General features: G+C 70.5%; 18 protein-coding genes. 14 read left to right on the forward strand and 4 right to left on the reverse strand.

Translation table 11 applies throughout. From position 1 onward, the window contains the following. The first annotated feature begins 12 nt into the window (after window positions 1-12). The 5 genes from ACFVUT_RS24105 (at window position 13) to ACFVUT_RS24125 (ending at window position 7,532) form a co-directional block, all read left to right on the forward strand. Window positions 13-996: an SMP-30/gluconolactonase/LRE family protein gene (locus tag ACFVUT_RS24105; protein WP_389656916.1), complete on the forward strand. Its 984-nt coding sequence runs from the start codon at window positions 13-15 to the stop codon at window positions 994-996. A gap of 113 nt (window positions 997-1,109) precedes the next feature. Beyond that, the gene (locus ACFVUT_RS24110) at window positions 1,110-2,441 is read left to right on the forward strand and encodes an MFS transporter (protein WP_389656919.1); all 1,332 of its coding nucleotides are present in this window, start codon (window positions 1,110-1,112) and stop codon (window positions 2,439-2,441) included. Window positions 2,442-2,485: 44 nt separating this feature from the next. Continuing rightward, a complete protein-coding gene (locus tag ACFVUT_RS24115) occupies window positions 2,486-3,661 on the forward strand; it encodes a mandelate racemase/muconate lactonizing enzyme family protein (RefSeq protein ID WP_389656922.1) in 1,176 nt (391 codons plus the stop codon). 457 nt (window positions 3,662-4,118) lie between these two features. Continuing rightward, complete coding sequence (locus tag ACFVUT_RS24120; protein ID WP_389656925.1) at window positions 4,119-4,304, forward strand: hypothetical protein; 186 nt, start codon at window positions 4,119-4,121, stop codon at window positions 4,302-4,304. A 69-nt stretch (window positions 4,305-4,373) separates the two neighbouring features. Next, window positions 4,374-7,532, forward strand: coding sequence for an AAA family ATPase (locus ACFVUT_RS24125; protein WP_389656982.1), 3,159 nt, complete (start codon window positions 4,374-4,376; stop codon window positions 7,530-7,532). Window positions 7,533-7,617: 85 nt separating this feature from the next. Here the strand turns inward: ACFVUT_RS24125 and ACFVUT_RS24130 are convergent, their stop codons facing one another. From ACFVUT_RS24130 to ACFVUT_RS24140, 3 genes are all read right to left on the reverse strand, one after another. Then, on the reverse strand, window positions 7,618-8,058 hold the full coding sequence (locus ACFVUT_RS24130; protein WP_389656929.1) for a DUF6191 domain-containing protein: 441 nt from the start codon (window positions 8,056-8,058) through the stop codon (window positions 7,618-7,620). Between the two features lie 30 nt (window positions 8,059-8,088). Further along, window positions 8,089-9,330 (reverse strand): PQQ-dependent sugar dehydrogenase, encoded by a 1,242-nt coding sequence (locus ACFVUT_RS24135; RefSeq protein WP_389656985.1) that lies wholly within the window; start codon window positions 9,328-9,330, stop codon window positions 8,089-8,091. A gap of 114 nt (window positions 9,331-9,444) precedes the next feature. Continuing rightward, window positions 9,445-10,437: an aldo/keto reductase gene (locus ACFVUT_RS24140; protein WP_389656932.1), complete on the reverse strand. Its 993-nt coding sequence runs from the start codon at window positions 10,435-10,437 to the stop codon at window positions 9,445-9,447. A gap of 132 nt (window positions 10,438-10,569) precedes the next feature. On the opposite strand from ACFVUT_RS24140, the gene ACFVUT_RS24145 reads away from it, so the two are divergent. From ACFVUT_RS24145 to ACFVUT_RS24175, 7 genes are all read left to right on the forward strand, one after another. Beyond that, window positions 10,570-11,520 carry a 2-hydroxyacid dehydrogenase gene (locus ACFVUT_RS24145; protein WP_389656935.1) on the forward strand — a complete coding sequence of 317 codons (951 nt, stop codon included), beginning with the start codon at window positions 10,570-10,572 and terminating at the stop codon, window positions 11,518-11,520. A gap of 353 nt (window positions 11,521-11,873) precedes the next feature. Further along, window positions 11,874-14,711, forward strand: a complete 2,838-nt coding sequence (locus ACFVUT_RS24150; protein ID WP_389656938.1) for a putative bifunctional diguanylate cyclase/phosphodiesterase — start codon at window positions 11,874-11,876, stop codon at window positions 14,709-14,711. 217 nt (window positions 14,712-14,928) lie between these two features. After that, window positions 14,929-16,785, forward strand: a complete 1,857-nt coding sequence (locus tag ACFVUT_RS24155) for an acetolactate synthase large subunit (protein ID WP_389656941.1) — start codon at window positions 14,929-14,931, stop codon at window positions 16,783-16,785. 22 nt (window positions 16,786-16,807) lie between these two features. Beyond that, window positions 16,808-17,335, forward strand: coding sequence for an acetolactate synthase small subunit (gene ilvN, locus ACFVUT_RS24160; protein WP_018102507.1), 528 nt, complete (start codon window positions 16,808-16,810; stop codon window positions 17,333-17,335). 113 nt (window positions 17,336-17,448) lie between these two features. Then, a complete protein-coding gene (ilvC, locus tag ACFVUT_RS24165) occupies window positions 17,449-18,450 on the forward strand; it encodes a ketol-acid reductoisomerase (protein WP_389656945.1) in 1,002 nt (333 codons plus the stop codon). 271 nt (window positions 18,451-18,721) lie between these two features. After that, a complete protein-coding gene (serA, locus tag ACFVUT_RS24170; RefSeq protein WP_389656948.1) occupies window positions 18,722-20,314 on the forward strand; it encodes a phosphoglycerate dehydrogenase in 1,593 nt (530 codons plus the stop codon). 77 nt (window positions 20,315-20,391) lie between these two features. Further along, window positions 20,392-20,979 (forward strand): TetR/AcrR family transcriptional regulator, encoded by a 588-nt coding sequence (locus ACFVUT_RS24175; RefSeq protein ID WP_389656951.1) that lies wholly within the window; start codon window positions 20,392-20,394, stop codon window positions 20,977-20,979. Between the two features lie 108 nt (window positions 20,980-21,087). Here the strand turns inward: ACFVUT_RS24175 and ACFVUT_RS24180 are convergent, their stop codons facing one another. Beyond that, window positions 21,088-22,221 carry a PucR family transcriptional regulator gene (locus tag ACFVUT_RS24180; RefSeq protein ID WP_389656954.1) on the reverse strand — a complete coding sequence of 378 codons (1,134 nt, stop codon included), beginning with the start codon at window positions 22,219-22,221 and terminating at the stop codon, window positions 21,088-21,090. 179 nt (window positions 22,222-22,400) lie between these two features. Here ACFVUT_RS24180 and ACFVUT_RS24185 point away from each other — a divergent pair, with 179 nt between their 5' ends. Next, window positions 22,401-23,381: a proline dehydrogenase family protein gene (locus ACFVUT_RS24185; RefSeq protein ID WP_389656957.1), complete on the forward strand. Its 981-nt coding sequence runs from the start codon at window positions 22,401-22,403 to the stop codon at window positions 23,379-23,381. Window positions 23,382-23,432: 51 nt separating this feature from the next. Beyond that, window positions 23,433-25,064 (forward strand): L-glutamate gamma-semialdehyde dehydrogenase, encoded by a 1,632-nt coding sequence (gene pruA, locus ACFVUT_RS24190; RefSeq protein WP_389656960.1) that lies wholly within the window; start codon window positions 23,433-23,435, stop codon window positions 25,062-25,064. Window positions 25,065-25,227: the final 163 nt, after the last annotated feature.

Here is a 25,227-nt window from a genome sequence, read left to right on the forward strand (position 1 = left end):
AGGTGACCGCGGATGAGCACGGAACGCGACGGCAGATCCCACACCGCCCGCACCCCCCTGGGTCACGGCATGCAGGCGCAGCCACCACCGGACCGGGGCCGGCCACCCCTCGACACCGACGCCGAATGGCAGGCGTGGACCCCGGGGCGCTACCAACTGGCGGAGGGGCTGCGCCTGTACGACGACACCATGTTCTTCGTCGACCTCCTGCGCGGTGCGCTGTACCGCTGTCCCGACCGGGCCGGCAAAGCCGCCGAGCGGCTGCTTCGCCTCGACATGCCGCTGGGGGCGGCGGCACCCCTCGCGGGCTCCCCCGGCGACTGGATCGTGGCCGCGGGTCCGGGCATCGCCCTCGCCCTGCGCGGACGGATTCTTCAGTGGCTGGCCCGGCCGGAGGAGAGCGCCGCGGTCCCCATGCGGATGAACGACGCCGCCTGCGACCCGGCCGGGCGCTTCTGGGCCACGAGCATGGCCCGCACGGGCACCGGCACGGTCGGCAGCCTGTACCGGGTCGATCCGGACCGCCGTGTCCACCACGTGCTGTGCGGTCTCACCGTTCCCAACGGTCCCGCCTTCAGCGTCTGTGGCAGCTGTATGTACCTGGCCGACAGCGCCGAGCGGATCATCAGGAGGTTCACCGTCGATCCGGACACCGGCGCCCTCGGCGCACACGAGACGTTCGCGCGGTTCGAGTCGGCCGAGGGGCGTCCCGACGGCATGATCGTGGACAGTGCGGGCCATCTGTGGGTCGCGCTCTGGGGCGGCGCGGAAGTGCGCCGCTACGCTCCGGACGGCAGCGTGTCGGCGCGCCTGCGCCTGCCGACGCCCAACCCCAGCAGCGTGGCCTTCGGGCACGGCCGCATGTACGTGAGCACGGCACGTCACCGCTTGGAGTGTCCGGACCCGCTGGCCGGAGCGGTACTGACATGCCGCACGCCGTGGTCGGCACCGGCCGCGCGGCCGTTCCGCCCGGAATCCACTCAGCACTCCGTGTAGCAGCGCAACTTACAGAGAGGATCGTCAGACTTTCTTCTCCGGAAGGCTGGCGTTCATTTCGTATATCGAATACCTTCCTCTCGCCCGTCCTCTGTTCAAAGGTGGAGACCCTCATGACCACAGTCGTGGTTACCGAAGACAACGAGATGGACCCGCGGCGCGCCAAGGCCGGCCGCCGCACGATGGTGGCGAGCACCGTCGGCACGGTCATGGAGTGGTACGACTTCAACCTCTACGGCCTGGCCTCGGCGCTGGTGTTCGGCCCGTTGTTCTTCGGTTCGTCCTCCACCGGCGGCACGCTGGCCTCCTTCGCCACGTTCGCCGTCGGTTTCGCCGCCCGCCCGATCGGCGGCATCCTCTTCGGCCACCTCGGCGACCGCATAGGACGCAAGACCGTCCTGCTGATCACCATGGTCGGCATGGGCCTTGCCACCGCCCTGGTCGGCGTCCTGCCCACCCACGCGTCGATCGGCGTGTGGGCTCCCGTCCTGCTGATCGTCCTGCGCGTCTGCCAGGGCATCGCCGTGGGCGGCGAGTTCGCCGGCGCCACGCTGCTGACGGTGGAGAACGCCCCACCGGGCAAGAGGGGCCTGTACGGCGCTGTTCCCGCCATGGGCACCGGCGCGGGCTTCGTCCTCGCCAGCGCCGTCTTCGGTCTGGTCTCCTTGCTGCCTGACAGCTCGTTCAACAGCTGGGGCTGGCGCGTGCCGTTCCTGATCAGCGCGGTGCTGGTGCTCTTCGGCCTGTGGGTCCGCAAGGGCATCGACGAGACGCCGGTCTTCGCCGAGCTGGAGGACCATGGTCAGAGGGAGCGTTTTCCACTCCTCGTCGCCCTGAAGAAGCAGCCGGGCGCGATCCTGCGCACCATGGGCATCACTGTCTCCGGGTTCGTCTGGGGCTACCTGATCCAGGCCTTCGCCCTCGCCTACGCCACCGGCACCCTGCACCTGCCGAGGTCGACCATGCTGTGGGCCATCGCCCTCGCCTCAGCCCTGGAGATCGTCGCCATCCCGTTCTGGGGCTGGATGTCCGACAAGATCGGCCGCCGCATGATGGTCACCATCGGTCTGGTGTGCACGGTCGCCTACGCCTTCCCCTTCTTCTCCCTGCTGGAGACCAGGAGCACCCCGCTGATCTACCTGGCCATGGTGCTGGCCATCCCGATCTGCAAGGACATGGTCTTCGGGCCCCAGGCCGCGCTGGTCGCCGAGCAGTTCGACGCCCGCGTCCGTTTCAGCGGCGTCAGTGCCGGCCGTGAGATCGGCGGTGCGCTCTTCGGCGGCACCGCCCCCTTCATCGGCACGGCGCTGCAGGCGTCCAGCCACTCCATCACCCCCGTCGCGCTGTACGTCATCGCCGGCTGCATCGTGACGTTGATCGCCGTGTTCGCGGGCAAGGAGACGGCGCACAGCGCGCCCAAGGAATACGGGGCCATCCCCGCCTGAGCCGGTACCGCACCGTGGCCCGTACCAACCCAGTGGAGTACGACGTGAGCAATACCCCTCTTCTCATCACCAAGGTCGAGGCGCTGGCCCTGTCCGCCAGCTTCGCCGACCTGTACGACTCGCCCGACGACGTCCCCGACTGGCTGCGTTTCCCTGCCTCCAGTCACCGCGTTCTGCCGCGCCACGGCCAGTACGCGACGCTCGTCAAGGTGCATGCCGAGGACGGCAGCGTCGGCATCGGCGAGTGCTACGGCCTGCCCTCTCCCCAGGTCACCGCCACCGTGGTCGCCACGGTCCTGGCGCCGCTGCTGGTGGGGCAGGACGCGCTCGCCACCACGGCGGTCTGGGACCGGCTCTTCAAGGGACAGGCGGCCGGCGGCCACAACCGCGGGTTCTACCTGGAGGCGCTGGCCGGCATCGACCTCGCGCTGTGGGACCTGCGGGGCAAGGTCGCCGGGCAGCCTGTACACCGGCTGCTCGGCGGGCCGGTCCGCGAACGCATCGACTGCTACGCCAGCCCGGTCGCCCTGCACGGCGATCCCGAGGACTCAGCCCGCCAAGCACTGGACTACGTCAGCAAGGGATTCCGCGCCCTCAAGGTGAAGATCGGCCGCGGCGAACGCACCGACCACGCCCACCTCACTGCCGTGCGTGAGGCCGTCGGCCCGGACATCGACATCCTCACCGACGTCAACTGCGCCTACGACCTCGACGAGGCCACCCGCGTCGGCCGGGTCCTGCGCGACCTGGACATCAACTGGTACGAGGAGCCCCTCCAGGTCGACGACCTGCGCAACCTGGCCGAGCTGCGCCGCCGTACCGGTCTGACGATCGTCAACGGCGAGACCCACTTCACCCGGTTCGACCTGCGCGACTCACTGCTGCACCAAGCCATCGACGTCTTCATGCCCAACGTGGCCCGATGCGGCGGCATCACCGAGGCCACCCGGATCGCGGCCCTCGCCTCCGCCTTCCACGTCGACATCGCCCCGCACGGCGTCGGCTCCGGCGTCAGCCTGGCCGCGGCCCTGCACCTGTGCGCGGCCACCCCCAACCTGCGCACCTACGAATACAACCGGCTGCCCAACCCCATCCGCGAGAACATCCTGGTCAATCCGCCCGAGTTCCACGAAGGCGCCCTGACCGTCCCCACCGGCCCCGGTCTCGGCATCGAGCTCGACGAGTCAGTGGTCGACCGTTACACCATCGCCCGCTTCTAGCGGCCACCGTCCGGCGCCGCACACCGCTCCCGTGCGGCGCCATCGGCAGCGCCTCGGCAGCTCCCGCCTGAGCAGCTCCGTCAGGGCGCCGCCCTCGTCCACCGGCAACCGCCCGGGATACCGATGCCGCCGAGGCGGACGAGGAGGCAGCAACGGGGCTGTGCGTTCCCACAGGTCATCAGGCACAGGATCAGCAGACACCCGGCAGATCCTGCCGACACCCCCCTCAACTGCCAAGCCGGCGGACCGACTCATTCTGAACCGATCAGTAAGGCATCCGCCCCGACGGCCACGGCCCGTATACGGCGGTCCACGTACCCGGCTAAGGCCCTTTGACCCGCGAAGATGCGGCACTTGCCCGATGTGGCGACACCTCCTGGGAGACGACAGTGGGGGCACGGCAGAAGCACTGCCGCCCCCCAGGCCCTCAAGGGCCTTCGTCCTCCGGGAGAAGCACATGTACGCGCTGGAGATCCACAAGCTGAACGAGACCGAACTGCTGCGCAGGGCCGAGCGGGAACGCCTCGCCGGGAAGGTCCGCCGCGCCCGCCGGGCCGAGCGCAGGGCCGCCCGTGATTCCGGGGGCACGAACGACGAGGGGCCGGTGAGTACGGACCGGAACCGGTTCGCCCACGCCGCCTAGCAGCCATGTGACGGCCGGACGATGCAGAACGACCCGATTCCGGGGCCCGGGCTGTCGGACCCGTGTGCGATGCTCGGCGACGTGGAGACCAGGTCCGTCAGTCCGGTGTTCGTCGGCCGCGCAGGTGAATTCGCGAAGCTCGTCGACGCGCTGACCCGCGCCGCCGCGGAGGACACCGGCCTCCCCGGTCACCCCGGAGGCGAGCCACAGGCGCTGCTCATCGGCGGCGAGGCGGGCGTCGGCAAGACCCGGCTGGTCGAGGAGTTCCTCGCGGCGGCGGCCCGCCGCGAGGCCGTCGTCGCCGTCGGCGGCTGCGTGGAGGTGGGCGCCGACGGCCTGCCCTACGCCCCGTTCTCCACCGCCCTGCGCGCCCTGCTGCGCACCCTGCCCGACGAGATGGCCGCGGCCTGCGCCGGGCAGGAGGGCGAGCTGGCCCGGCTGCTCCCCGAACTCGGCGAGGCCGACCGGGACGCGGCCGACGAGCACAGCACCGCCCGCCTCTTCGAGCTGACCGCCCGACTCCTGGAGCGCATCTCCGCGCAGCGCGCGATCGTCCTCGTCCTGGAGGACCTGCACTGGGCCGACGCCTCCACCCGCCACCTCCTCGCCTACCTCTTCCGCACCGTGCGCACCGGCCGCCTCGTCGTGATCGGCACCTACCGCTCCGACGACATCCACCGCCGCCACCCCCTGCGCCCTCTCCTCGCCGAGCTGGACCGGCTCCGGACCGTCCGCCGGATCGAACTGGCCCGCTTCAACCGCGCCGAGGTCCGCCGCCAGCTCACCGGCATCCTCGCCACCACCCCCGAACCCGCCCTGGTCGACGAGATCTTCGACCGCTCCGACGGCAACGCCTTCTTCGTCGAGGAACTCGCCTGCAGCCTGGAGGACGGCGACCACTCCCGGCTCTCCGACTCCCTGCGCGACCTGCTGCTCGTCCGCGTCGAAGCGCTCCCGGACGATGCCCAGAGGATCGCCCGGATCGTCGCCGAAGGCGGCTCCACCGTCGAGTACGACCTGCTGGCCGCCGTCGTCGGGCTCGCCGAGGACGAGCTGATCGAGGCACTGCGGGCGGCTGTCGGAGCCAACCTGCTGCTCACCACGCCGGAAGGCAACGGCTACCGCTTCCGGCACTCCCTGGTCCGCGAAGCGGTGAGCGACGATCTGCTGCCGGGCGAGCGCTCCCGCCTCAACCGGCGCTACGCGGAAGCCCTGGAACGCGATCCCACGCTCGTCCGCGCCGGCGAACGCGCCACCCGGCTCGCCAGCTACTGGTACGGCGCACACGACGCGTCCAAGGCCCTGCCCGCCATTCTGAAGGCCTCGGTCGAGGCCCGCCGCCGCTACGCCTTCACCGAACAGCTCCGGCTGCTGGAACGGGCGATGGAGCTGTGGGACGACACCCCCGACGGTGTGCGCCGCACCCTGCGCCCCATCGACTACGCCGAGAGCTACCCCGCCTGCGGCTGCGATCCCGACGCCACCCCTCTGAGCTGTCTCGACCTGATGGCGGAGGCCACCGTCGCCGCCCGGTCCGGCGGCGAACGCGAACGGGCCCTGGCCATCGCCAAGAAGGCCGTGCGCGTCCTGGACGGCGAGGACGACCCGCTGCGCGCCGCCTGGTTCTGGGTGCAGCGCTCCCGGCTGATGCAGGACCTCGCCCGGGGCGACGGATGGCAGGAACTGGCCAACGCCCAGGAGCTCGTTCGCGGGCTGCCACCGTCAGCCGTGCACGCCGATGTCCTGATGAGCGTGGCGGGATGGGGCGCCCTGCACCGCCCGGGCGCCGAGACGCTGCACGCCGCCGACCGGGCCGTGGAGTACGCCCGGCTCGTCGGCGACGAGCACATCGAACTGCACGCCAGGCTCACCCGCGGCTGGCTCACGGCCGACGCGGGCAGTGTCGACGACGGCATCGCCGAGATGTACGCGGTCCGCGACCGCGCCGACGAACTGCACCTGGTCGACATCATGGGCCGGACCGGCGTCAACCTCCCCTCCACGCTCGAATCCATGGGCCGCTCGCTGGAGGCCGTGGCCGCCGCGGACCACGGCATCGAGATCAGCCGCAGCCACGGCATGGTCGACAGGGAGGCATGGGTCCGCTGCAATCAGGCGACCTCGCTCTTCTCCCTCGGGCACTGGAACGAGAGCCGGGCGACCACCGACGCGGCGGCCCGCGTCGCCCAGTCCAGCAAGGCGCAGGGGCTCGTCGCCGCACGCCGTACCGAACTGGCTCTCGCTCAGGGGGACCTGGCCGAGGCCGAGATCCAACTCGATCTGACCCGGCGCGGTTTCGGCTCCCGCGACCCGCAGCCCCAGCACCTCATCCCGCCGGTGCGCCATGCCATGATCCTCGCCGTGCAGCAGGGTCGGCTCGCCGAGGCGCGGGCAGCGTTCGAGGCCCGCTCGGAGGAGGGCTTCCCGCCCGGCACCCAGCGATACGCCCTGCCCCTGCTCCACGTCGCCGCCGCCGCCGAGGCCGACGCCCGGGGGCTGCCCGCCGCCGACCCCGGCAGGCCGGCGATCCTCGCGGGCATCCGGACCCATCTGAAGCGGCTGCCGATGCTCGTCCCCGTCTGGGCCGCCTACGGGGTTCTGGTCGACGCCGAACTGGCTCGGGCCGAGGGCCTCGACACCCCCGACCACTGGTCCCGCGCCGCCGCCGCCTTCGCCCCCCTTCAGCGTCCGTACGAACTGGCGCAGATCCGCCATCGCTGGGCCGAGGCCCTGCTCATCGCCTCCGGCGACCGGTCCGCGGCCACCACTCTGCTGCGCGAGGCCCACCGCACCGCCGGGCAACTGGGCGCACGCCCGCTGACCGAGATGATCGAGCTGCTGGCCGGCCGCGCCCGTATCACCCTCACCGTCCCCGACGGGCCCCCGGCCGACGGCATCGCTCACGAGATACCGACCGCCGTCACGGTCCCCGACCGGGACGGCGCCACCGACGGGGCGACGGACGGCGAACAGACCGAGGAACACCTGCGCGAGGCGGCAGCCGCGGCGGTGGAGTCCTTCGGGCTGACGCGACGCGAACAGGACGTGCACCGGCTGGTCGCGGCGGGTCACACCAACCGCAGGATCGCCGAGGAGCTCTTCATCTCACCCAAGACCGCGAGCGTGCACGTCTCCAACATCCTTGCCAAGCTCGGCGTCTCCAGCCGCGGTGAGGCGGCGGCGCTGGCCCACCGGCTCCGCCTGTACCCGGCCCGCAACACGCCCTGACGGCACTGAGCCGCTGTCCGGCCGCCCTCGGCCGTCCTCGCCCTCCGCAGCTCCGGGTGCCCGGCCGCGGGCGTTTGCGGCCGCCTTACGGACGGGGCCCCGGTGCGTCCGCGGCCGGTGACCCGGGGGCCTCTTCCGGGATGTTCTCCCGGATGCCGGTGCCCTCGTCCGGAGCGGCGATGTCGTCGTCGGAATCCCGTACGGCGCCGGAGCCCGTCTCCGGTGCGGCCGTCCGCTCCGGTGCCGGTGCACCGTCCGTCTCCGGTGCGGTCACGTGTTCCGGTTCCGGTACGGCGCCGGAGTCCGCCTCCGGTGCGGCCGTGTGCTCCGGTGCCGTTCCACCGTCCGTGCCGGGACCGCTGCCGGTACCCGACGCCTTGACGATCACCTTTCCGGAGGCCAGGTCTATCGGTCCGCGCCCCGGGTCTCCGACGCCCAGGTCCACCCGGGTCAGCTCCAGCCGCTTCTGCTCCTCGGCGGCGTGCTTACGGCCCGGCGCGAAGAGTTCCTCGAAGAAGTTGAACACCGTCGCACGCCCTTTCACCTGCTGTAGCCGCTACCGCACCGCCAGCACCAGGATCCTGTCGTCTCCCGGCCGGGGGGTGCCACGGGTGTCCGTGTTGCTCGTGACGAGCCAGAGCTTGTCGCCGCCTGCGGCGAGCACCGTGCGCAGTCGGCCGTACTTCCCCTTGAGGAACGCCTGGGGGGCCGCCAGAGATTCCCCGTCCGCCCGGCCGGACAGCGGAATGCGCCAGAGCCGTTCACCGCGCAGGCCCGCCATCCAGATGGAACCCTCGGCGAACGCGATACCGCTCGGGGACGCCTCGGAGGTCTTCCACTGTGCCACGGGGTCGATGAACCCCCGCTTTCCCGCCTTGCCCTCGACCTCCGGCCAGCCGTAGTTCCCACCCGGCACGATCCGGTTCAGCTCGTCCCAGGTGTCCTGGCCGAATTCGGACGCCCACAGCTGCTTGTGCTCGTCCCAGGCCAGCCCCTGCACGTTGCGGTGACCGTACGAATACACCACGGAGTCGGCCTCGGGATTTCCGTGCAGCGGTTGGCCGTCCGGGGTCATCCGCAGGATCTTGCCGGCCAGTGACTTCTTGTCCTGGGCGAGTCCGGTGTCCCCCGTCTCGCCGGTGCCCGCGTAGAGCATGTGATCCGGGCCGAAGGCGATCCGCCCGCCGTTGTGGATCGAGCCCTTCGGGATGCCCCGCAGAATCGTGTCCGGCGCACCCAGCAGCTGACCCGGAGTCGTGCCGTTCTCGTCGTACTGCATGCGCGCGATGCGGTTGTCGGACGCGGTCGTGAAGTACGCGTACACCAGATGGTCCGCACCGTAGGTGGGGGAGACCGCGAGGCCCAGAAGCCCGCCCTCTCCACCCGGTGCCACCCCGGGCACGGTGCCCAGCAGGGTCTTCTTGCCGCTCTTCCCGTCGATCCGGGTGATCGTGCCCTTGTCGCGTGAGGAGACCAGCAGGTCGCCACCGGGCAGCTCCGCCAGCCCCCACGGCGAGTCGAGGCCCTCGGTGAGCGTGGAGACCACCGTCACCGAGCCCTTCGCCGGCGGCAGGGCCGTCGACGCGGACGGGGAGGCCGAGGAGCCGGAGGAGTCCGAGGCGGCGGACGAGGGCAGGGAGGGCGACGGCAGCTGCCCCACCCCCCGCGTGCCGCCGGAACATCCCGCGGCCAGCAGCAGCGCGCTCACTGCCAGCGAGGCCGCCGCCCCGCGGCGCGCACCTCGCCGCCCCCGACGCCCCGCAGGGGCTTGTGCAGATCCGAACAGAACACCGCGCACGACACCGATCCCTTCGACGGCCACCCGACCACTGTTCTTACACCGCGACCCCGCCCAGGGTTCCGTATGCCGGCCACATTTCTCGATCGCCGGCCGCGGGCGCGGGTCCGGTGGTCAGTCCCACGACCCCCGTGCCGCGGGCAGCCGGGCGATCTCCATCAGATCCCGGTCGGTCAGCGTCAGTCCGGCCGCCGCCGCGTTCTCGACCGCCCACCGCTCCCGCTTGGTCCCCGGCACCGGCACCACATGCGGCCCCTGCCGCAGTACCCAGGCCAGCGCCACCTGCGCCGCGGTCGCCCCGTGCCGCTCGGCGATCCGCCGCAGCCCGACCACCACCGGTTGGTTGGCCGCCATCATCTCCGCGGTGAACCGCGGATGCCGGGCGCGCAGATCGTCCGGTTCGAAGCCCTGCCCCGGTGTCAGCGTGCCCGTCAGATAGCCGTTGCCCAGCGGCATCGCCGCCAGCATCCCGACGCCCCGGGCCGAACACCACGGGAGCAGCGACTCCAGCGCCTCCGGCGACCAGACCGAGAGTTCCGCCTGCACCGCGCTCACCGGGAAGACCTGTTGCACGCGCTCCAGCTGACGGATCGTTTCGTCGTACTTGCGGGCGCCCGGCCGGCGCGAAGCCCGCGCACCGACCGCAGAGAGTCCGAGCGCCCGCACCTTCCCCGCGGCCACCAGCTCCGCCATCGCACCCCAGGTCTCCTCGACCGGCACCTCGGGATCGGCCCGGTGCAGCTGGTACAGATCGATCACATCGGTCTGCAGCCGGCGCAGCGAGGCGTCGCAGGCCCGCCGCACGTAGCCGGGGCGGCCATTGGCGACGATGTGCTGATCGCCCACCAGCAGCCCGCACTTGGTGGAGACGAAGGCGTCGGACCGGCGGCCCTTCAGCGCCCGGCCCACCAGCAGCTCATTGGTGAAGGGACCGTACATGTCGGCCGTGTCGAGCAGGTGGACGCCCGCGTCGAGCGCGGCGTGCACCGCACGCGACGCACGGTCACCGCGCTGCTGCGACGTGCTGTACGCCCAGCTCATCGGCATGCAGCCGAGACCGACCGCGCCCACGGCGAGCGCCGCCGCACCGAGGCTCCTGCGCTCCAACTCCCCGAACCCTCCCTAAGGTCCCGTGACGACAGGGTCTCGGCCCCACCGTCACGGGGCCGCACCGCACCCAAAGTAACCTCTGCCGCCCACCGCCCCTCGCGCAGCCTCCCGGGGATTAGCCTCCTGACCATGACTTCGACCAAGACCCCCGCCGTATGGATGCCGTTTTCCGCCGATGAGATCGAAGGACTCCCCAAGGGCCTCGACTACCACTTCTGGGACGGTGAGCAGGACTACCCGGCCGATCCGGCCGACTGCGTCTTCTACGTCGTGCCGTACATGAAGGGTCCGAAGGTCGCGGTCCGGCCGCTCGCGGACATGGCACAGGTCCGGATCGTGCAGACGCTCTCCGCGGGCATCGACCATGTCGAGCCGGGGCTCGGCCTGTTGCCGGCCGGGGTGCGGCTGTGCAATGCCAAGGGCGTCCATGAGGCGTCGACCGCCGAGTTGGCTCTGGCGCTGATCCTCGCCTCCCTGCGCGGCTTTCCCGGGTTCGTCCACGGCCAGGACAAGGAGGAGTGGCTGTCCGGCTTCTACCCCGCGCTCGCCGACAAGTCCGTGCTGATCGTCGGGTACGGATCCATCGGGTCCGCCATCGAGGACCGGCTCGCGCCGTTCGAGTGCGCGCGGGTGGCGCGCGTCGCGCGCTCTGCGCGGACCACCGCACGCGGACCCGTACACACGCTCGACGACCTGCCCGCACTCCTGCCCGAGGCCGACATCGTCGTGCTGTCCACCCCGCTGAACCCGTCCACACAAGGGCTGGTGGGCGCCGACTTCCTCGCCGCGATGCGGGACGGAGCGCTGCTCGTGAACGTCGCGCGGGGCGGCGTCGTCAACACCGCGTCACTTCTGCTCGAACTGGAGTCCGGTCGGCTGCGCGCGGCACTCGATGTCACCGACCCGGAACCGCTGCCCGCCGGCCATCCCCTCTGGCATGCTCCGAACGTCCTGATCACTCCTCATGTCGGCGGCAGCACCTCGGCGTTCCGCCCCCGCGCCAAGCGTCTGGTGGCCGGACAGCTCAGCCGGTTCGCCGCGGGCGAGCCGGTGCACAACGTCGTCCGCACCACCGGCTGACCACGCTACGGATCCGCCCGACTGCACGGCGTTCCGAGGAACCCCCTGGTCGTCACAGAGAGTAGATAAGGTATGTCCCTGTGTGACCAGTCTGGTGTATCGTCCCGAAAGGGGCGCTGAGCCAGGGAAGGGACTGCGCCGGGGAGGACGCGACACGCGAGGGGGCGACGGGCGATGCATGGCCGATGGGCGAACGATCCGACACCGCAGCACGGTCGACGGCGACCGGGGCCCGCTCCGGGTGCCCTGCCGCCCGTCCGTGACGCAAGCGTCATGACGCGACCGGGATGTCAGGGGCGGACCCCGCCGAGCCGCAGGGTGCGCGCACGCCCGGCGGCGTCGGGTGCGCCCCGGTGAGCGCGTCGGCCGGCTCCCTCGGGGCTTTCCTCTCCCGGCGGTCGACCGCCGGCGGTGCGTCCGCACTGGTCTCGCAGGTCCTGCTCGGCCTCGTCTGCGGCGGATACGCGGTGGGAGCGGCCTTCGGCTGGGGCTCTTCGGAACTGGCGCTCGTCATGGGGGATTTCGGCCTCAGCGCCGCCGCGCTGGTCGCCGCCGTCTCCTGCTTCCTGTACGCGCACGCCGGCGACGACCGGTTCCGGCCCGCCTGGCTGCTGTTCTCGTTCTCCTCGGTGATGGCCGCGGGAGGCAACGCGGTCTGGGGCTGGTACGAGGTCGTGCTCGGTCTCCAGGTGCCCAGCCCCTCCCTCGCCGACGCCTTCTACCTCTGCTTCGCACCACCCGCCATCGTCGGGCTGCTCGTCCTCGCGAAACGCCCCGTCACCCGGGCCGGCTGGGTCTGTCTCGCGCTGGACTCCTGGCTGATCGGCGGATCGCTCCTCACGCTGTCCTGGAGTCTCGCTCTCGCCCACACCGCACACCTCGTCGACGCCGAGGGCGCGAGCGTGGCCCGCGCGGCGCTCGCGCTGGCCTATCCACTGCTCGACATCGTGCTGGTCTCCATGGTGCTGGCCCTGCACTTCCGGCGGTCCAACGTCAATCGCTCCGCGGTGAACACCGCCGTCGCCGCGCTCGCCCTGACGGTCCTGTGCGACGCCCTGTTCACCTCCCCGCTGCTGCGCCAGACCTACCACTCGGGCCAGTTGCTGGACGCGGGTTGGTTCGCCGGTTCCCTGCTCCTCGCGTACGCGCCCTGGGCCGCGAGCGGTGCGACGGACCATGCCCTGCCGCCGCCGGGCACCGTGCGCCCGACCAGCCGGCCCATCGCGGGATCGCTGGCCGCGCTCACGCCGTATCTCGCCGCCGCCGTCTGTACCCTGGGCATTCTGTACAACGTCATCGAGGGCCGCCGGGTGGACCGCGTCGTGGTCTTCACCGGCTGCACGGTGGTGCTCGCCCTGGTCGTCCGGCAGGGCATCATGCTCGTCGACAACATCGCGCTCACCCAGGAGCTCGCGCAGAAGGAGAACCACTTCCGCTCCCTGGTGCAGGGCTCCAGCGACGTCATCATGATCGCCGCGCCCACCGGTGTCCTGCGCTACGTCAGCCCCGCCGCCGCAGGTGTGTACGGGCGCGACGCCGACGACCTGGTCGGCGCCGAACTCGCCTCGATCATCCACCCCGAGGACCTGGGGCAGGTGGTCCACGAGGTGCGCCGGTTCCTCGCCGCCACCCCGGGCGACGAACCCACCACCCGGATCGAGTGCCGTTTCAGATCCGGTACGGGCGACTGGCTCAATGTCGAATCCACGGTCAACCGCCACCAGGGCGGGCTGATCCTCAACAGCCGTGATGTGACCGAACGGGTCCGTCTCCAGGCCCAGTTGCAGCACAACGCCGAGCACGACCCGCTCACCGACCTGCCCAACCGCGCCCTGTTCACCGACCGGGTGCGCCAGGCTCTCGGCGGGCGCCGCTCCGGCGACCCCGGCACCGCCGTGCTCTTCATCGACCTCGACGGATTCAAGGCGGTCAACGACCGCTTCGGCCATCAGGCGGGCGACGAGCTCCTCATCCACGCCGCCCGCCGCCTCCAGGAATCCGTACGGGCCGGTGACACCGCCGCCCGCCTCGGCGGTGACGAATTCGCGGCCATCATCCTCGGCGACGGCATCCGCGACCAGTCCGCCCGGGAGTACCAGATCCACGAGATCGCCGACCGGCTGCGTCTCACCCTCTCCCAGCCCTACCGCATCGGCGCCGGCGAGGTCCGGGTCGCCGCGTCCATCGGGGTCGCCTTCGCCGAACCCGGCATCTCGCCGAGCGACCTCATGCGCAACGCCGATCTCGCCATGTACCGCGCCAAGGCGGGCGGCAAGGACCGCGTCGAGCTGTACGCCCCGCAGATGCAGGCCGAAGTCGTGCGCCGCTCCGAGCTGGCAGCCCGGCTGCGCACCGCCCTGCGGGAGGGCGAGTTCGCCCTGCTCCACCAGCCCGTGGTGCATCTGGCCAGCGGCACCGTCGCCGCCGTCGCCGCCCAGGCCCGCTGGCGTTCCGCCCAGGGCATCCTGTTCACCCCGGCCGAGTTCCTGCGGGTCGCCGAGGACAGCGACCGCACCGCGGAGCTGGGCCGATGGGTCCTCGAAGAGGCCGTCGAGCAGGCCGCCGACCGGGCCAGGGCCGGGCACACGGTCTCCGTCGCCGTGCGGCTCCCGGCCCGCAGGCTCCTCGACAAGGGCGTGCCGTCCAGCTCCGTCGAAGCGCTGCTCACCCGGCACAGGCTGCCCTCCGGAGCCCTGATGATCGAGGTGGCCGACAGCGACCCCCGGATCCCCTTCGACGAACTCGAACAGCGCCTCGTCGCGCTGCGCCGGCTCGGCGTCCGCATCGCGTTCGACGGCTTCGGCAGCGGCTACGCGGCGATCAACGCCCTGCGGCGGCTCCCCATCGACGTATTGAAACTGGACCGCGGTCTCGTCGAGGGCGTCGTGGAATCCGCCCGGCTGCACAAGATCACCAGCGGCCTCCTGCGCATCGCCTGCGACCTCGGCATGCAGTCCGTGGCCGAGGGGGTCGACGTACCGGAGCAGGTCCTCGCGCTGCGCGCCATGGGCTGCACACACGGTCAGGGAATGGCCTTCTCCGGGCCGCTCGACGAGTACCGGCTGCGCCGCGCCCTGGCCCGCGGTGAGTTCCCGGTGCCCGGCGGCACCACCGCCCAGCCGGTCCTGACCGGCGGCTCGATCCCCCTCTACAGTGGCTCACATGCTGAGACGCCCGTCCCACCCACTTGACACGTCGCATGCGCCGGAGAGAGGGTCATTGCCATGCGCACCCGAATTCTCGTACTTGGAAAGCGCGTCGGCTGAAGCGGAGTCACTCACTGACACTTCGCAGACCGCACCGGCGCGCTCCCCTCGCTTGCCTCACGGCACGAGGGGTTTTTTGTTGCACTGATACCAGGCAAACCCTCGTAAAACACCCGCAGAAACCCTCAGCTTCGAGAAGAGAATGCCGATGACCGAGCAGGCCACCGGGGCCCACCATCCCCAGCCGCGGGCCCGTAACGGCGGACCGTCCGCCGCCACCGTTGAGCACGTCACGGGCGCGAAGTCCCTCATCCGCTCCCTTGAGGAGGTGGGGGCCGACACGGTATTCGGCATTCCCGGCGGCGCCATCCTTCCGGCGTACGACCCGATGATGGACTCCACCCGGGTCCGCCACGTGCTGGTCCGCCACGAGCAGGGCGCCGGACACGCCGCCACCGGCTACGCGCAGGCCACCGGCAAGGTCGGCGTCTGCATGGCCACCTCGGGCCCCGGCGCCACCAACCTGGTCACGCCGATCGCCGACGCCCACATGGACTCCGTCCCGCTGGTCGCGATCACCGGCCAGGTCGCCTCCAAGGCCATCGGTACGGACGCCTTCCAGGAAGCCGACATCTGCGGCATCACGATGCCGGTCACCAAGCACAACTTCCTGGTCACCAAGGCCGAGGACATCCCGCACACCATCGCCGAGGCCTTCCACATCGCCTCCACCGGCCGTCCGGGCCCCGTCCTCGTCGACATCGCCAAGGACGCCCTCCAGGCGCAGACGACGTTCAGCTGGCCGCCCACCCAGGACCTGCCCGGCTACCGCCCGGTCACCAAGCCGCACGCCAAGCAGATCCGCGAAGCCGCCAAGCTCATCACCCAGGCCAAGCGCCCGGTGCTGTACGTCGGCGGGGGTGTCATCAAGGCGGGGGCCACCGCCGAACTGAAGGTCCTCGCGGAACTCACCGGAGCGCCCGTCACCACCACACTGATGGCGCTCGGAGCATTCCCCGACAGCCACCCGCTGCACGTCGGAATGCCGGGCATGCACGGTGCGGTCACCGCCGTCACCGCGCTGCAGAAGGCCGACCTGATCGTCGCCCTCGGAGCCCGTTTCGACGACCGCGTCACCGGCAAGCTGGACAGCTTCGCCCCGTACGCCAAGATCGTCCACGCCGATATCGACCCTGCCGAGATCGGCAAGAACCGCGTCGCCGACGTCCCGATCGTGGGCGATGCCCGCGAGGTCCTGGCCGACCTGGTCCAGGCCGTCCAGGCCGAGCACACCGAAGGCCACGTGGGTGACTACGACGCCTGGTGGAAGGACCTCAGCCGCTGGCGCGACACGTACCCGCTCGGTTACGACCTGCCCGAGGACGGCAGCCTCTCCCCGCAGCAGGTCATCCAGCGCATCGGTCAGCTCGCCCCCGAGGGCACGATCTTCGCGGCGGGCGTCGGCCAGCACCAGATGTGGGCCGCCCACTTCATCGACTACGAACAGCCCGCCACCTGGCTGAACTCCGGCGGCGCCGGAACGATGGGGTACGCGGTCCCGGCGGCGATGGGTGCCAAGGCCGGCGCGCCGGACCGTACGGTCTGGGCGATCGACGGCGACGGCTGCTTCCAGATGACCAACCAGGAACTGACCACCTGCGCGCTCAACAACATCCCGATCAAGGTCGCCATCATCAACAACGGCGCGCTCGGGATGGTCCGCCAGTGGCAGACCCTGTTCTACAACCAGCGTTACTCGAACACCGTGCTGGGCTCCGGTGCCGACACCGAGGGCGTCCCGGCGAAGGGCACCCGCGTCCCGGACTTCGTGAAGCTGTCCGAGGCCATGGGCTGCCACGCGATCCGCTGCGAGGACCCGGCCGATCTGGACAAGGTCATCGCCGAGGCCAACGCGATCAACGACCGCCCGGTCGTTGTCGACTTCATCGTCCACGAGGACGCCATGGTGTGGCCGATGGTCGCCGCCGGCACCTCCAACGACGAGGTCATGGCCGCCCGCGGTGTCCGCCCCGACTTCGGCGACAACGAAGACGACTGAGAGACAGAGAGAGACCGACTCCATGTCCACCAAGCACACGCTCTCCGTCCTGGTCGAGAACAAGCCCGGTGTCCTCGCCCGGATCACCGCCCTGTTCTCCCGCCGCGGCTTCAACATCGACTCGCTCGCGGTCGGTACCACCGAACACCCCGACATCTCACGCATCACCATCGTCGTCAATGTCGAGGACCTGCCTCTTGAGCAGGTGACCAAACAGCTCAACAAGCTGGTCAACGTCCTGAAGATCGTCGAACTTGAGCCGTCCGCTGCGATCCAGCGCGAGCTCGTCCTGGTGAAGGTCCGCGCCGACAACGAGACCCGCTCCCAGATCGTCGAGATCGTCCAGCTGTTCCGCGCCAAGACCGTGGACGTCTCCCCGGAGGCCGTCACGATCGAGGCGACCGGCGGCGCCGACAAGCTGGAGGCCATGCTCAAGATGCTGGAGCAGTACGGCATCAAGGAGCTGGTTCAGTCCGGAACCATCGCCATAGGGCGTGGCGCGCGCTCGATCACCGACCGTTCGCTGCGCGCCCTCGACCGTTCGGCCTGATCCGAAAGCACCAGGCACCGCCTCCTCGCCGCTCGTATGGCGAGACCCGAAAACGTATCTGACGCACCCCGCCGTACGGTGGGACGCAACACCTGCACACAAGGAGAGACCCAGTGGCCGAGCTGTTCTACGACGACGATGCCGACCTTTCCATCATCCAGGGCCGCAAGGTCGCGGTCATCGGCTACGGCAGCCAGGGCCACGCCCACGCGCTGTCGCTGCGTGACTCGGGTGTCGACGTCCGTGTCGGTCTGCACGAGGGCTCCAAGTCCAAGGTCAAGGCCGAGGAGCAGGGCCTGCGCGTGGTGAGCCCGTCCGAGGCCGCCGCCGAGGCCGACGTCATCATGATCCTCGTTCCGGACCCGATCCAGGCCCAGGTCTACGAGGAGTCCATCAAGGACAACCTCAAGGACGGGGACGCCCTGTTCTTCGGACACGGCCTGAACATCCGCTTCGACTTCATCAAGCCGCCGGCCGGCGTCGACGTCTGCATGGTCGCCCCGAAGGGCCCGGGCCACCTGGTCCGCCGTCAGTACGAGGAGGGCCGCGGCGTTCCGTGCATCGTGGCCGTCGAGCAGGACGCCTCGGGCAACGGCCTGGCGCTCGCCCTGTCGTACGCGAAGGGCATCGGCGGCACCCGCGCCGGCGTCATCAAGACGACCTTCACCGAGGAGACCGAGACCGACCTGTTCGGCGAGCAGGCCGTCCTCTGCGGTGGCACCGCCGCCCTGGTCAAGGCCGGCTTCGAGACCCTGACCGAGGCCGGTTACCAGCCGGAGATCGCGTACTTCGAGTGCCTCCACGAGCTGAAGCTCATCGTGGACCTCATGTACGAGGGCGGCCTGGAGAAGATGCGCTGGTCGATCTCGGAGACCGCGGAGTGGGGCGACTACGTCACCGGCCCGCGGATCATCACGGACGCCACCAAGGCCGAGATGAAGAAGATCCTCGCGGAGATCCAGGACGGCACCTTCGCCAGGAACTGGATGGCGGAGTACCACAACGGTCTGCCCAAGTACAACGAGTACAAGAAGGCGGACAGCGACCACCTCCTGGAGACCACCGGCCGTGAGCTGCGCAAGCTCATGAGCTGGGTCAACGACGAGGACGCGTAACCCGGTCGCCGCCGGGACGGGTCATCCTGCCCGTCCCGGCGGCGCTCGCTTTTCACCGCCGGAAGAGGCGGCGCCGTACGTGTGTACAAGCTGTCCACCCCCGTGTGGGTGATCCTTCCAACGGGGCGCAGAATGCGTCGCGGCGCATGACTACACTTCTCCACACATACACGCGTCAGGCCCACAGTGTCGTGCGTCTTCCACGCGGCAAGCCCCTCCACCGCCTGCGGCCGTCGGGACGGCCGTCCGCACTGGACCTGTGAGGACTCACGTGAGCTCGAAACCTGTCGTACTCATCGCTGAAGAGCTGTCGCCTGCCACGGTTGACGCGCTGGGCCCGGATTTTGAAATCCGGCACTGCAACGGCGCGGACCGCGCCGAGCTCATCCCCGCGATCGCCGACGTCGACGCCATCCTGGTGCGCTCCGCCACCAAGGTCGACGCCGAGGCCGTGGCCGCCGCGAAGAAGCTGAAGGTCGTCGCCCGTGCCGGCGTCGGTCTGGACAACGTCGACGTCTCCGCCGCCACCAAGGCCGGCGTGATGGTCGTCAACGCGCCGACGTCCAACATCGTGACCGCCGCCGAGCTGGCCTGCGGTCTCCTCGTCGCCACCGCGCGCAACATCCCGCAGGCCAACACCGCCCTCAAGAACGGCGAGTGGAAGCGCTCCAAGTACACCGGTGTCGAGCTGAGCGAGAAGACCCTCGGCGTCGTCGGCCTCGGCCGCATCGGTGTCCTGGTCGCCCAACGCATGTCGGCCTTCGGTATGAAGATCGTCGCGTACGACCCCTATGTGCAGCCCGCGCGAGCCGCCCAGATGGGCGTCAAGCTCCTCTCGCTGGACGAGCTGCTCGAAGTCGCCGACTTCATCACCGTGCACCTGCCCAAGACCCCCGAGACGCTTGGCCTGATCGGTGACGAGGCGCTGCACAAGGTGAAGCCCTCGGTGCGCATCGTCAACGCCGCGCGCGGTGGCATCGTCGACGAGGCCGCGCTCGCCTCCGCCCTCAAGGAGGGCCGGGTCGCCGGCGCCGGCCTCGACGTGTACGCGAAGGAGCCCTGCACGGACTCCCCGCTGTTTGAGTTCGACCAGGTCGTCTGCACCCCGCACCTCGGTGCCTCCACCGACGAGGCCCAGGAGAAGGCGGGCATCGCGGTCGCCAAGTCCGTGCGGCTCGCCCTCGCCGGTGAGCTCGTGCCGGACGCGGTCAACGTCCAGGGCGGCGTGATCGCCGAGGACGTGCGTCCGGGCCTGCCGCTGGCCGAGAAGCTCGGCCGGATCTTCACCGCGCTCGCGGGCGAGGTCGCGGTCCGCCTCGACGTCGAGGTGTACGGCGAGATCACCCAGCACGACGTCAAGGTGCTCGAACTCTCCGCGCTCAAGGGCGTCTTCGAGGATGTCGTCGACGAGACGGTGTCGTATGTGAACGCCCCGCTCTTCGCGCAGGAGCGCGGGGTCGAGGTCCGCCTCACCACCAGCTCCGAGTCGCCGGACCACCGCAACGTGGTCACCGTCCGCGGGACGCTCTCGGGCGGCGAGGAAGTCTCCGTCTCCGGCACGCTGGCCGGACCCAAGCACCTCCAGAAGATCGTCGCCGTCGGCGAGTACGACGTCGACCTGGCACTGGCCGACCACATGGTGGTGCTGCGTTACGAGGACCGTCCCGGGGTCGTCGGCACGGTCGGCCGGATCCTCGGCGAGGCCGGTCTCAACATCGCGGGCATGCAGGTCTCGCGGACGGGTGCGGGCGGCGAGGCGCTGGTCGTGCTCACCGTCGACGACGACGTCCCGGCGCCGGTGCTCGCCGAGATCTCCACGGAGATCGGTGCCACGTCGGCCCGCACGGTGAACCTCAACGACTGACCTTCGACACCCTTCACGTACCCGGCATTCAGACGAGCGTTTTATACGGACGTCTACATGCCGGGTACGCTGCTGTCATGGGACACCGTGAGGATCTGCTCGAAGGCGCCAAGCACTGCCTGCTGGAGAAGGGGTACGCCGGGACGACGGCGCGTGACATCGTGGCCGCTTCCGGTACGAACCTCGCCTCCATCGGCTACCACTACGGCTCCAAGGAGGCCCTGCTCAACCTCGCCTTCCTCAAGGTGACGGAGGAGTGGGGCAGCATGCTCGCCGAGCGGCCGGACGCGGACACGGTCGGCGGCGACGGATCCGGATCACCGCTCGACCAGTTCCGCGACACCTGGCAGCGCGTGATCGACAGCTACGAGCGGACCCGGGCCGTCTGGCGGCTCCAGATGGAGGTCGTCTCCCGGATCGACAAGGATCCCGAACTGCACAGGGCCCTGGCGGGCCCGCAGCGCGAGGGCCGGAACGGCCTGGCCGAGAACCTGCTCGGCATCGACCCGGACAAGGATCCGGAGAAGGCGCGGGTGGCGGGGCTGTTCTGCCAGGCGCTGCTCGCCGGAGTGATGGTCCAGTGGCTGATGGACAGCGAATCGGCCCCGTCCGCACAGGATCTGACGGACGGTCTGAAGGCGGTGCTGGACGGGCGGGCGGTGTGACGGCGCCGGCTGTGTCACCGAGCACCGGATCTGTCGCCGAGGGTGCTCCTCGGTGAACGCCTGCGCCGCAACGCGAGGGTGACGAGGCGTTGGCGAAGGCCCCGGGGGTCAGAGCCGTGCGTCCTTGAGGGCCATGTGCAGCAGCAGCCGGTCCTCGCCGTCGTTCAGGTCGAGGCCGGTGAGCTGCTGGACCCGGGAGAGCCGGTAGTAGAGCGTCTGGCGGTGGATGCCGAGGGCGGCGGCCGTGCGGGACGCCTGGCCCGCACAGTCGAGGAACACTTCCGCGGTGCGGGCCAGATCCGTGTGCGACGGGGTGAGCAGGGCACGGACCGCGGGGTCCGCTGCCGCCTTGCGGGGAAGGCCCGTCAGCAGCCGGTACGGGCCGATCGCCGACCACTGGGCGACCGGACCGAAGCGTGATTCGGCCGCCGCCGCCCGGGCCGCGGCCGATGCCTCGTGCCACGCCTCGGCCAGATCCGTCAGGCCCCGGCAGGGTTCCGCGACCCCGGCGGTGGCGCCCCGGCCCGCGGCGGACCGCAGCCGGTCGGCCGCGCCGAGTGCCGGGTCGAGTACATCGGCGGAGCGCAGCCGGACCAGCGCGGCCAGCGACTGGGTGCCGACGGCCCCCGGAACCGAGGCCAGTGCCGCTGCCGCCGACACCGTGCGGGCCGACGGCGGATCGCCGGTCCACGGGGTCACGCACACCACCGTGTGCAGGCCCTCCGCGTCCCGGCCCAGCGCCTCGTGCAGCGAGGCCACCGCCATGTCGCGCTGCCAGCCCCGCCCGGCGGTGAGCACCGCGCCGAACTCCCGGGAGAGATCCGTGCCGGCCCGCGCCTCGTCGAACAGCAGGCCGCCGATCCGGGCCGCCACTTCCATGGCCGCCTTCAGCTGCTCGTCGGTCGGCCCGGGGTCCGCGTCGAGCAGCCAGACGTAACCGAGCACGACACCCCGATGGCGTACCGGCAGGCAGATCCGGTCGCGGAACACCCCGGCCTCCGGGGCGGCCGGAATGCGGATGGGGCCGGTGGCGCGGGTGATGCCGAAGCCCTCGAACCAGGCACGGACCGCGGGTGTGGAGCGTCTGGTCAGGATCGAACGGGTGCGGACCGGGTCCATCGCCGTGTCGTCGCTGTCGTGGGCGCCGAAGGCGACCAGGCCGAAGTCCCGGTTCTCCAGCGTCGCGGGGGCGCCGAGCAGCCCGGAGATCTCGTCGACCAGCTCCTGGTAATCGCCCTTCACCCGGCCATTCTCGCACCCCTTCAGACATATGTCTGAGAACCCGGGACTGGATGCGTGACAGCTGTCGATGGCACACGATCGGAGGGATCCTTAGATTTCACGGTGGTTCTCCGTGCTGTGCCGCTCTGTTCCCTTTCTGCCGGTACGGCCTTTGTTCGTACTTTCCGTGGAGGTGCCCCGTGCTGGCTCCTGTGATCCTCGCCGCGTCCCGCAGCGACAAGATGCGCCGTTTCATCTCGGCCGCACCCGGTACCAAGCAGGTCGTCGACCGGTTCATCGCCGGTGAGACCGTCGACCAGGTCGTGCCGGTCATCGAGGACGCCGCAGACAAGGGTCTCGAAGTCACCCTCGACGTGGTGGGCGAGGACATCACCACCCCCGAGCAGGCCGCCGCCGCCCGCGACGCGTACCTGGAACTGATCGAGCGCCTGAAGGCCCTGGGCCTGGGCACCAGGGCCGAGATGTCCGTCAAGCTCTCCATGTTCGGCCAGTCCCTCCCGTTGCCCGCCACGGACCGGGGCGGGGAGACATCCGGGTCCGCGTCCCGGTTCCCCGGTGGGCACGAGCTGGCGCTCGCCAACGTCCGCCCGGTCGTCGAGGCCGCCGCCGCGATCGGCACCACGGTCACGCTGGACGCCGAGGACCACACCACGCTCGACTCGATGTTCGCCATCCACGAGGAGCTGCGGAAGGACTTCCCGCAGACCGGCTGTGTGATCCAGGCGTACCTGTTCCGCACCGAGGACGACGCCCGCCGCCTGGCCGCCGCCGGAAGCCGCGTACGCCTCGTGAAGGGTGCCTACAAGGAGCCCGCCTCCGTCGCGTACCAGGACAAGGCCGAGGTCGACAAGGCGTACGTCCGCATCCTGAGGACTCTGATGGAGGGCGAGGGCTACCCGATGATCGGGTCGCACGACCCGCGTCTGATCGCCATCGCCCAGGAGCTGGCCCGGAAGGCCGGGCGCAAGCTGGACGAGTACGAGTTCCAGATGCTGTACGGCATCCGCAGCGACGAGCACGTCCGCCTCGTGGCCGAGGGCCACCGGATGCGCGTCTACACCGCGTACGGCACCGACTGGTACGGCTACTTCATGCGCCGCCTCGCGGAGAAGCCGGCGAACCTGCTGTTCTTCGGCCGCTCCATCCTCACCAAGGGCTGACCTGCCCGGCTGACCCCCACCCCCCCGACGACACAAGGAGACAAGGCACTCATGGACGCCGTCACTCACGTCCCCGCGCCGGTCAACGAGCCGGTCCACTCCTACGCCCCGGGCTCCGCGGAGCGGGCCCGCCTGGAGGCGAAGCTCAAGGAACTCGCCGAGAACCCGATCGACCTCCCGATGACCATCGGCGGCGAGAAGCGGATGGGCGGCGGCGAGCGCTTCGACGTCGTGCAGCCGCACAACCACAAGGCCGTCATCGGTACGTTCGCCGCCGCCACGCAGCAGGATGCCCAGGACGCGATCGACGCCGCGCTGGCCGCCGCCCCGGCCTGGCGCGCGATGTCCTTCGACGACCGCGCCGCGATCATCCTGCGCGCCGCCGAGCTGCTGTCCGGCCCCTGGCGCGAGACGATGGCCGCGTCCACGATGCTCGGCCAGTCGAAGACCGCCCAGCAGGCCGAGATCGACATCCCCTGTGAGCTCGTCGACTTCTGGCGCTTCAACGTGCACTACGCGCGCCAGATCCTGGCCGAGCAGCCCCCGGCCAACTCGCCGGGCGTGTGGAACCGCATGGACCACCGCCCGCTGGAGGGCTTCGTCTACGCGATCACGCCGTTCAACTTCTCCGCCATCGCGGGCAACCTGCCCACCGCCCCCGCCCTCATGGGCAACGTCGTGGTGTGGAAGCCGTCCCCGACGCAGACCCACGCCGCCGTGCTGCTGATGCAGCTCCTCGAAGAGGCGGGCCTGCCCAAGGGCGTCATCAACCTGGTGACCGGCGACGGCATCGCCGTCTCCGAAGTGGCCCTGAACCACCGCGACCTGGCCGGCATCCACTTCACCGGCTCGACGCCCACCTTCCAGCACCTGTGGAAGACGGTCGGCAACAACATCGCCAACTACCGCACCTACCCGCGGCTCGTCGGCGAGACCGGCGGCAAGGACTTCGTCGTCGCCCACCCGTCGGCCGACCACGCCGTCCTGAAGACCGCGCTGACCCGTGGCTCCTTCGAGTACCAGGGCCAGAAGTGCTCGGCCTCCTCCCGTGCGTACATCCCGGCCTCCATCTGGAACTCCGGTTTCAAGGAGAAGTTCGCGGCCGAGGTCGACTCCATCACCGTGGGTGACGTCACCGACCTGTCGAACTTCGCCGGTGCCGTTATCGACGAGCGCTCGTTCGCCAAGAACAAGGCCGCGATCGACCGCGCCGCGGCCGACCCGTCCTGCACGATCATCGCGGGCGGCACGTACGACGACTCGGTGGGCTACTTCGTCCGCCCGACCGTCATCGAGTGCGGCGACCCCGAGAACGAGGTCTTCACGACCGAGTACTTCGGCCCGATCCTCGCCGTGCACGTCTACGAGGACGACGCGTACGACGCGATGCTGGAGCAGATGGAGTCGGTCTCCGACTATGCGCTGACCGGTTCCGTGATCGCGAACGACCGCGCCGCGGTCGCGCACGCGATGGAGAAGCTGCGCTACGCCGCGGGCAACTTCTACATCAACGACAAGTCGACCGGTGCCGTCGTCGGCCAGCAGCCCTTCGGCGGCGGCCGGGCCTCGGGTACGAACGACAAGGCCGGCGCCCCGCAGAACCTCCAGCGCTGGACCCTGACCCGGGCCATCAAGGAGACGCTGGTCCCGCCGACCGACTACACCTACCCCCACCAGGGCTGACACCCCCGGGGCGCCGCCGTGCCGGCGCCCCGCCCCGATTTCCGCCTCCCGCCCGGTTTTCCTGCCGGCCGGGAGGCGGTTTCCATGGGCGGGAGATCCGGTGTCACTCGGAGAGCGGCGGACGAGACCGGGATCACAGCTCCCGGGCCACCGTCGGCGGAGG

This window comes from Streptomyces sp. NPDC058051 (assembly GCF_042885475.1).
In the GTDB taxonomy this organism is placed as follows: domain Bacteria; phylum Actinomycetota; class Actinomycetes; order Streptomycetales; family Streptomycetaceae; genus Streptomyces.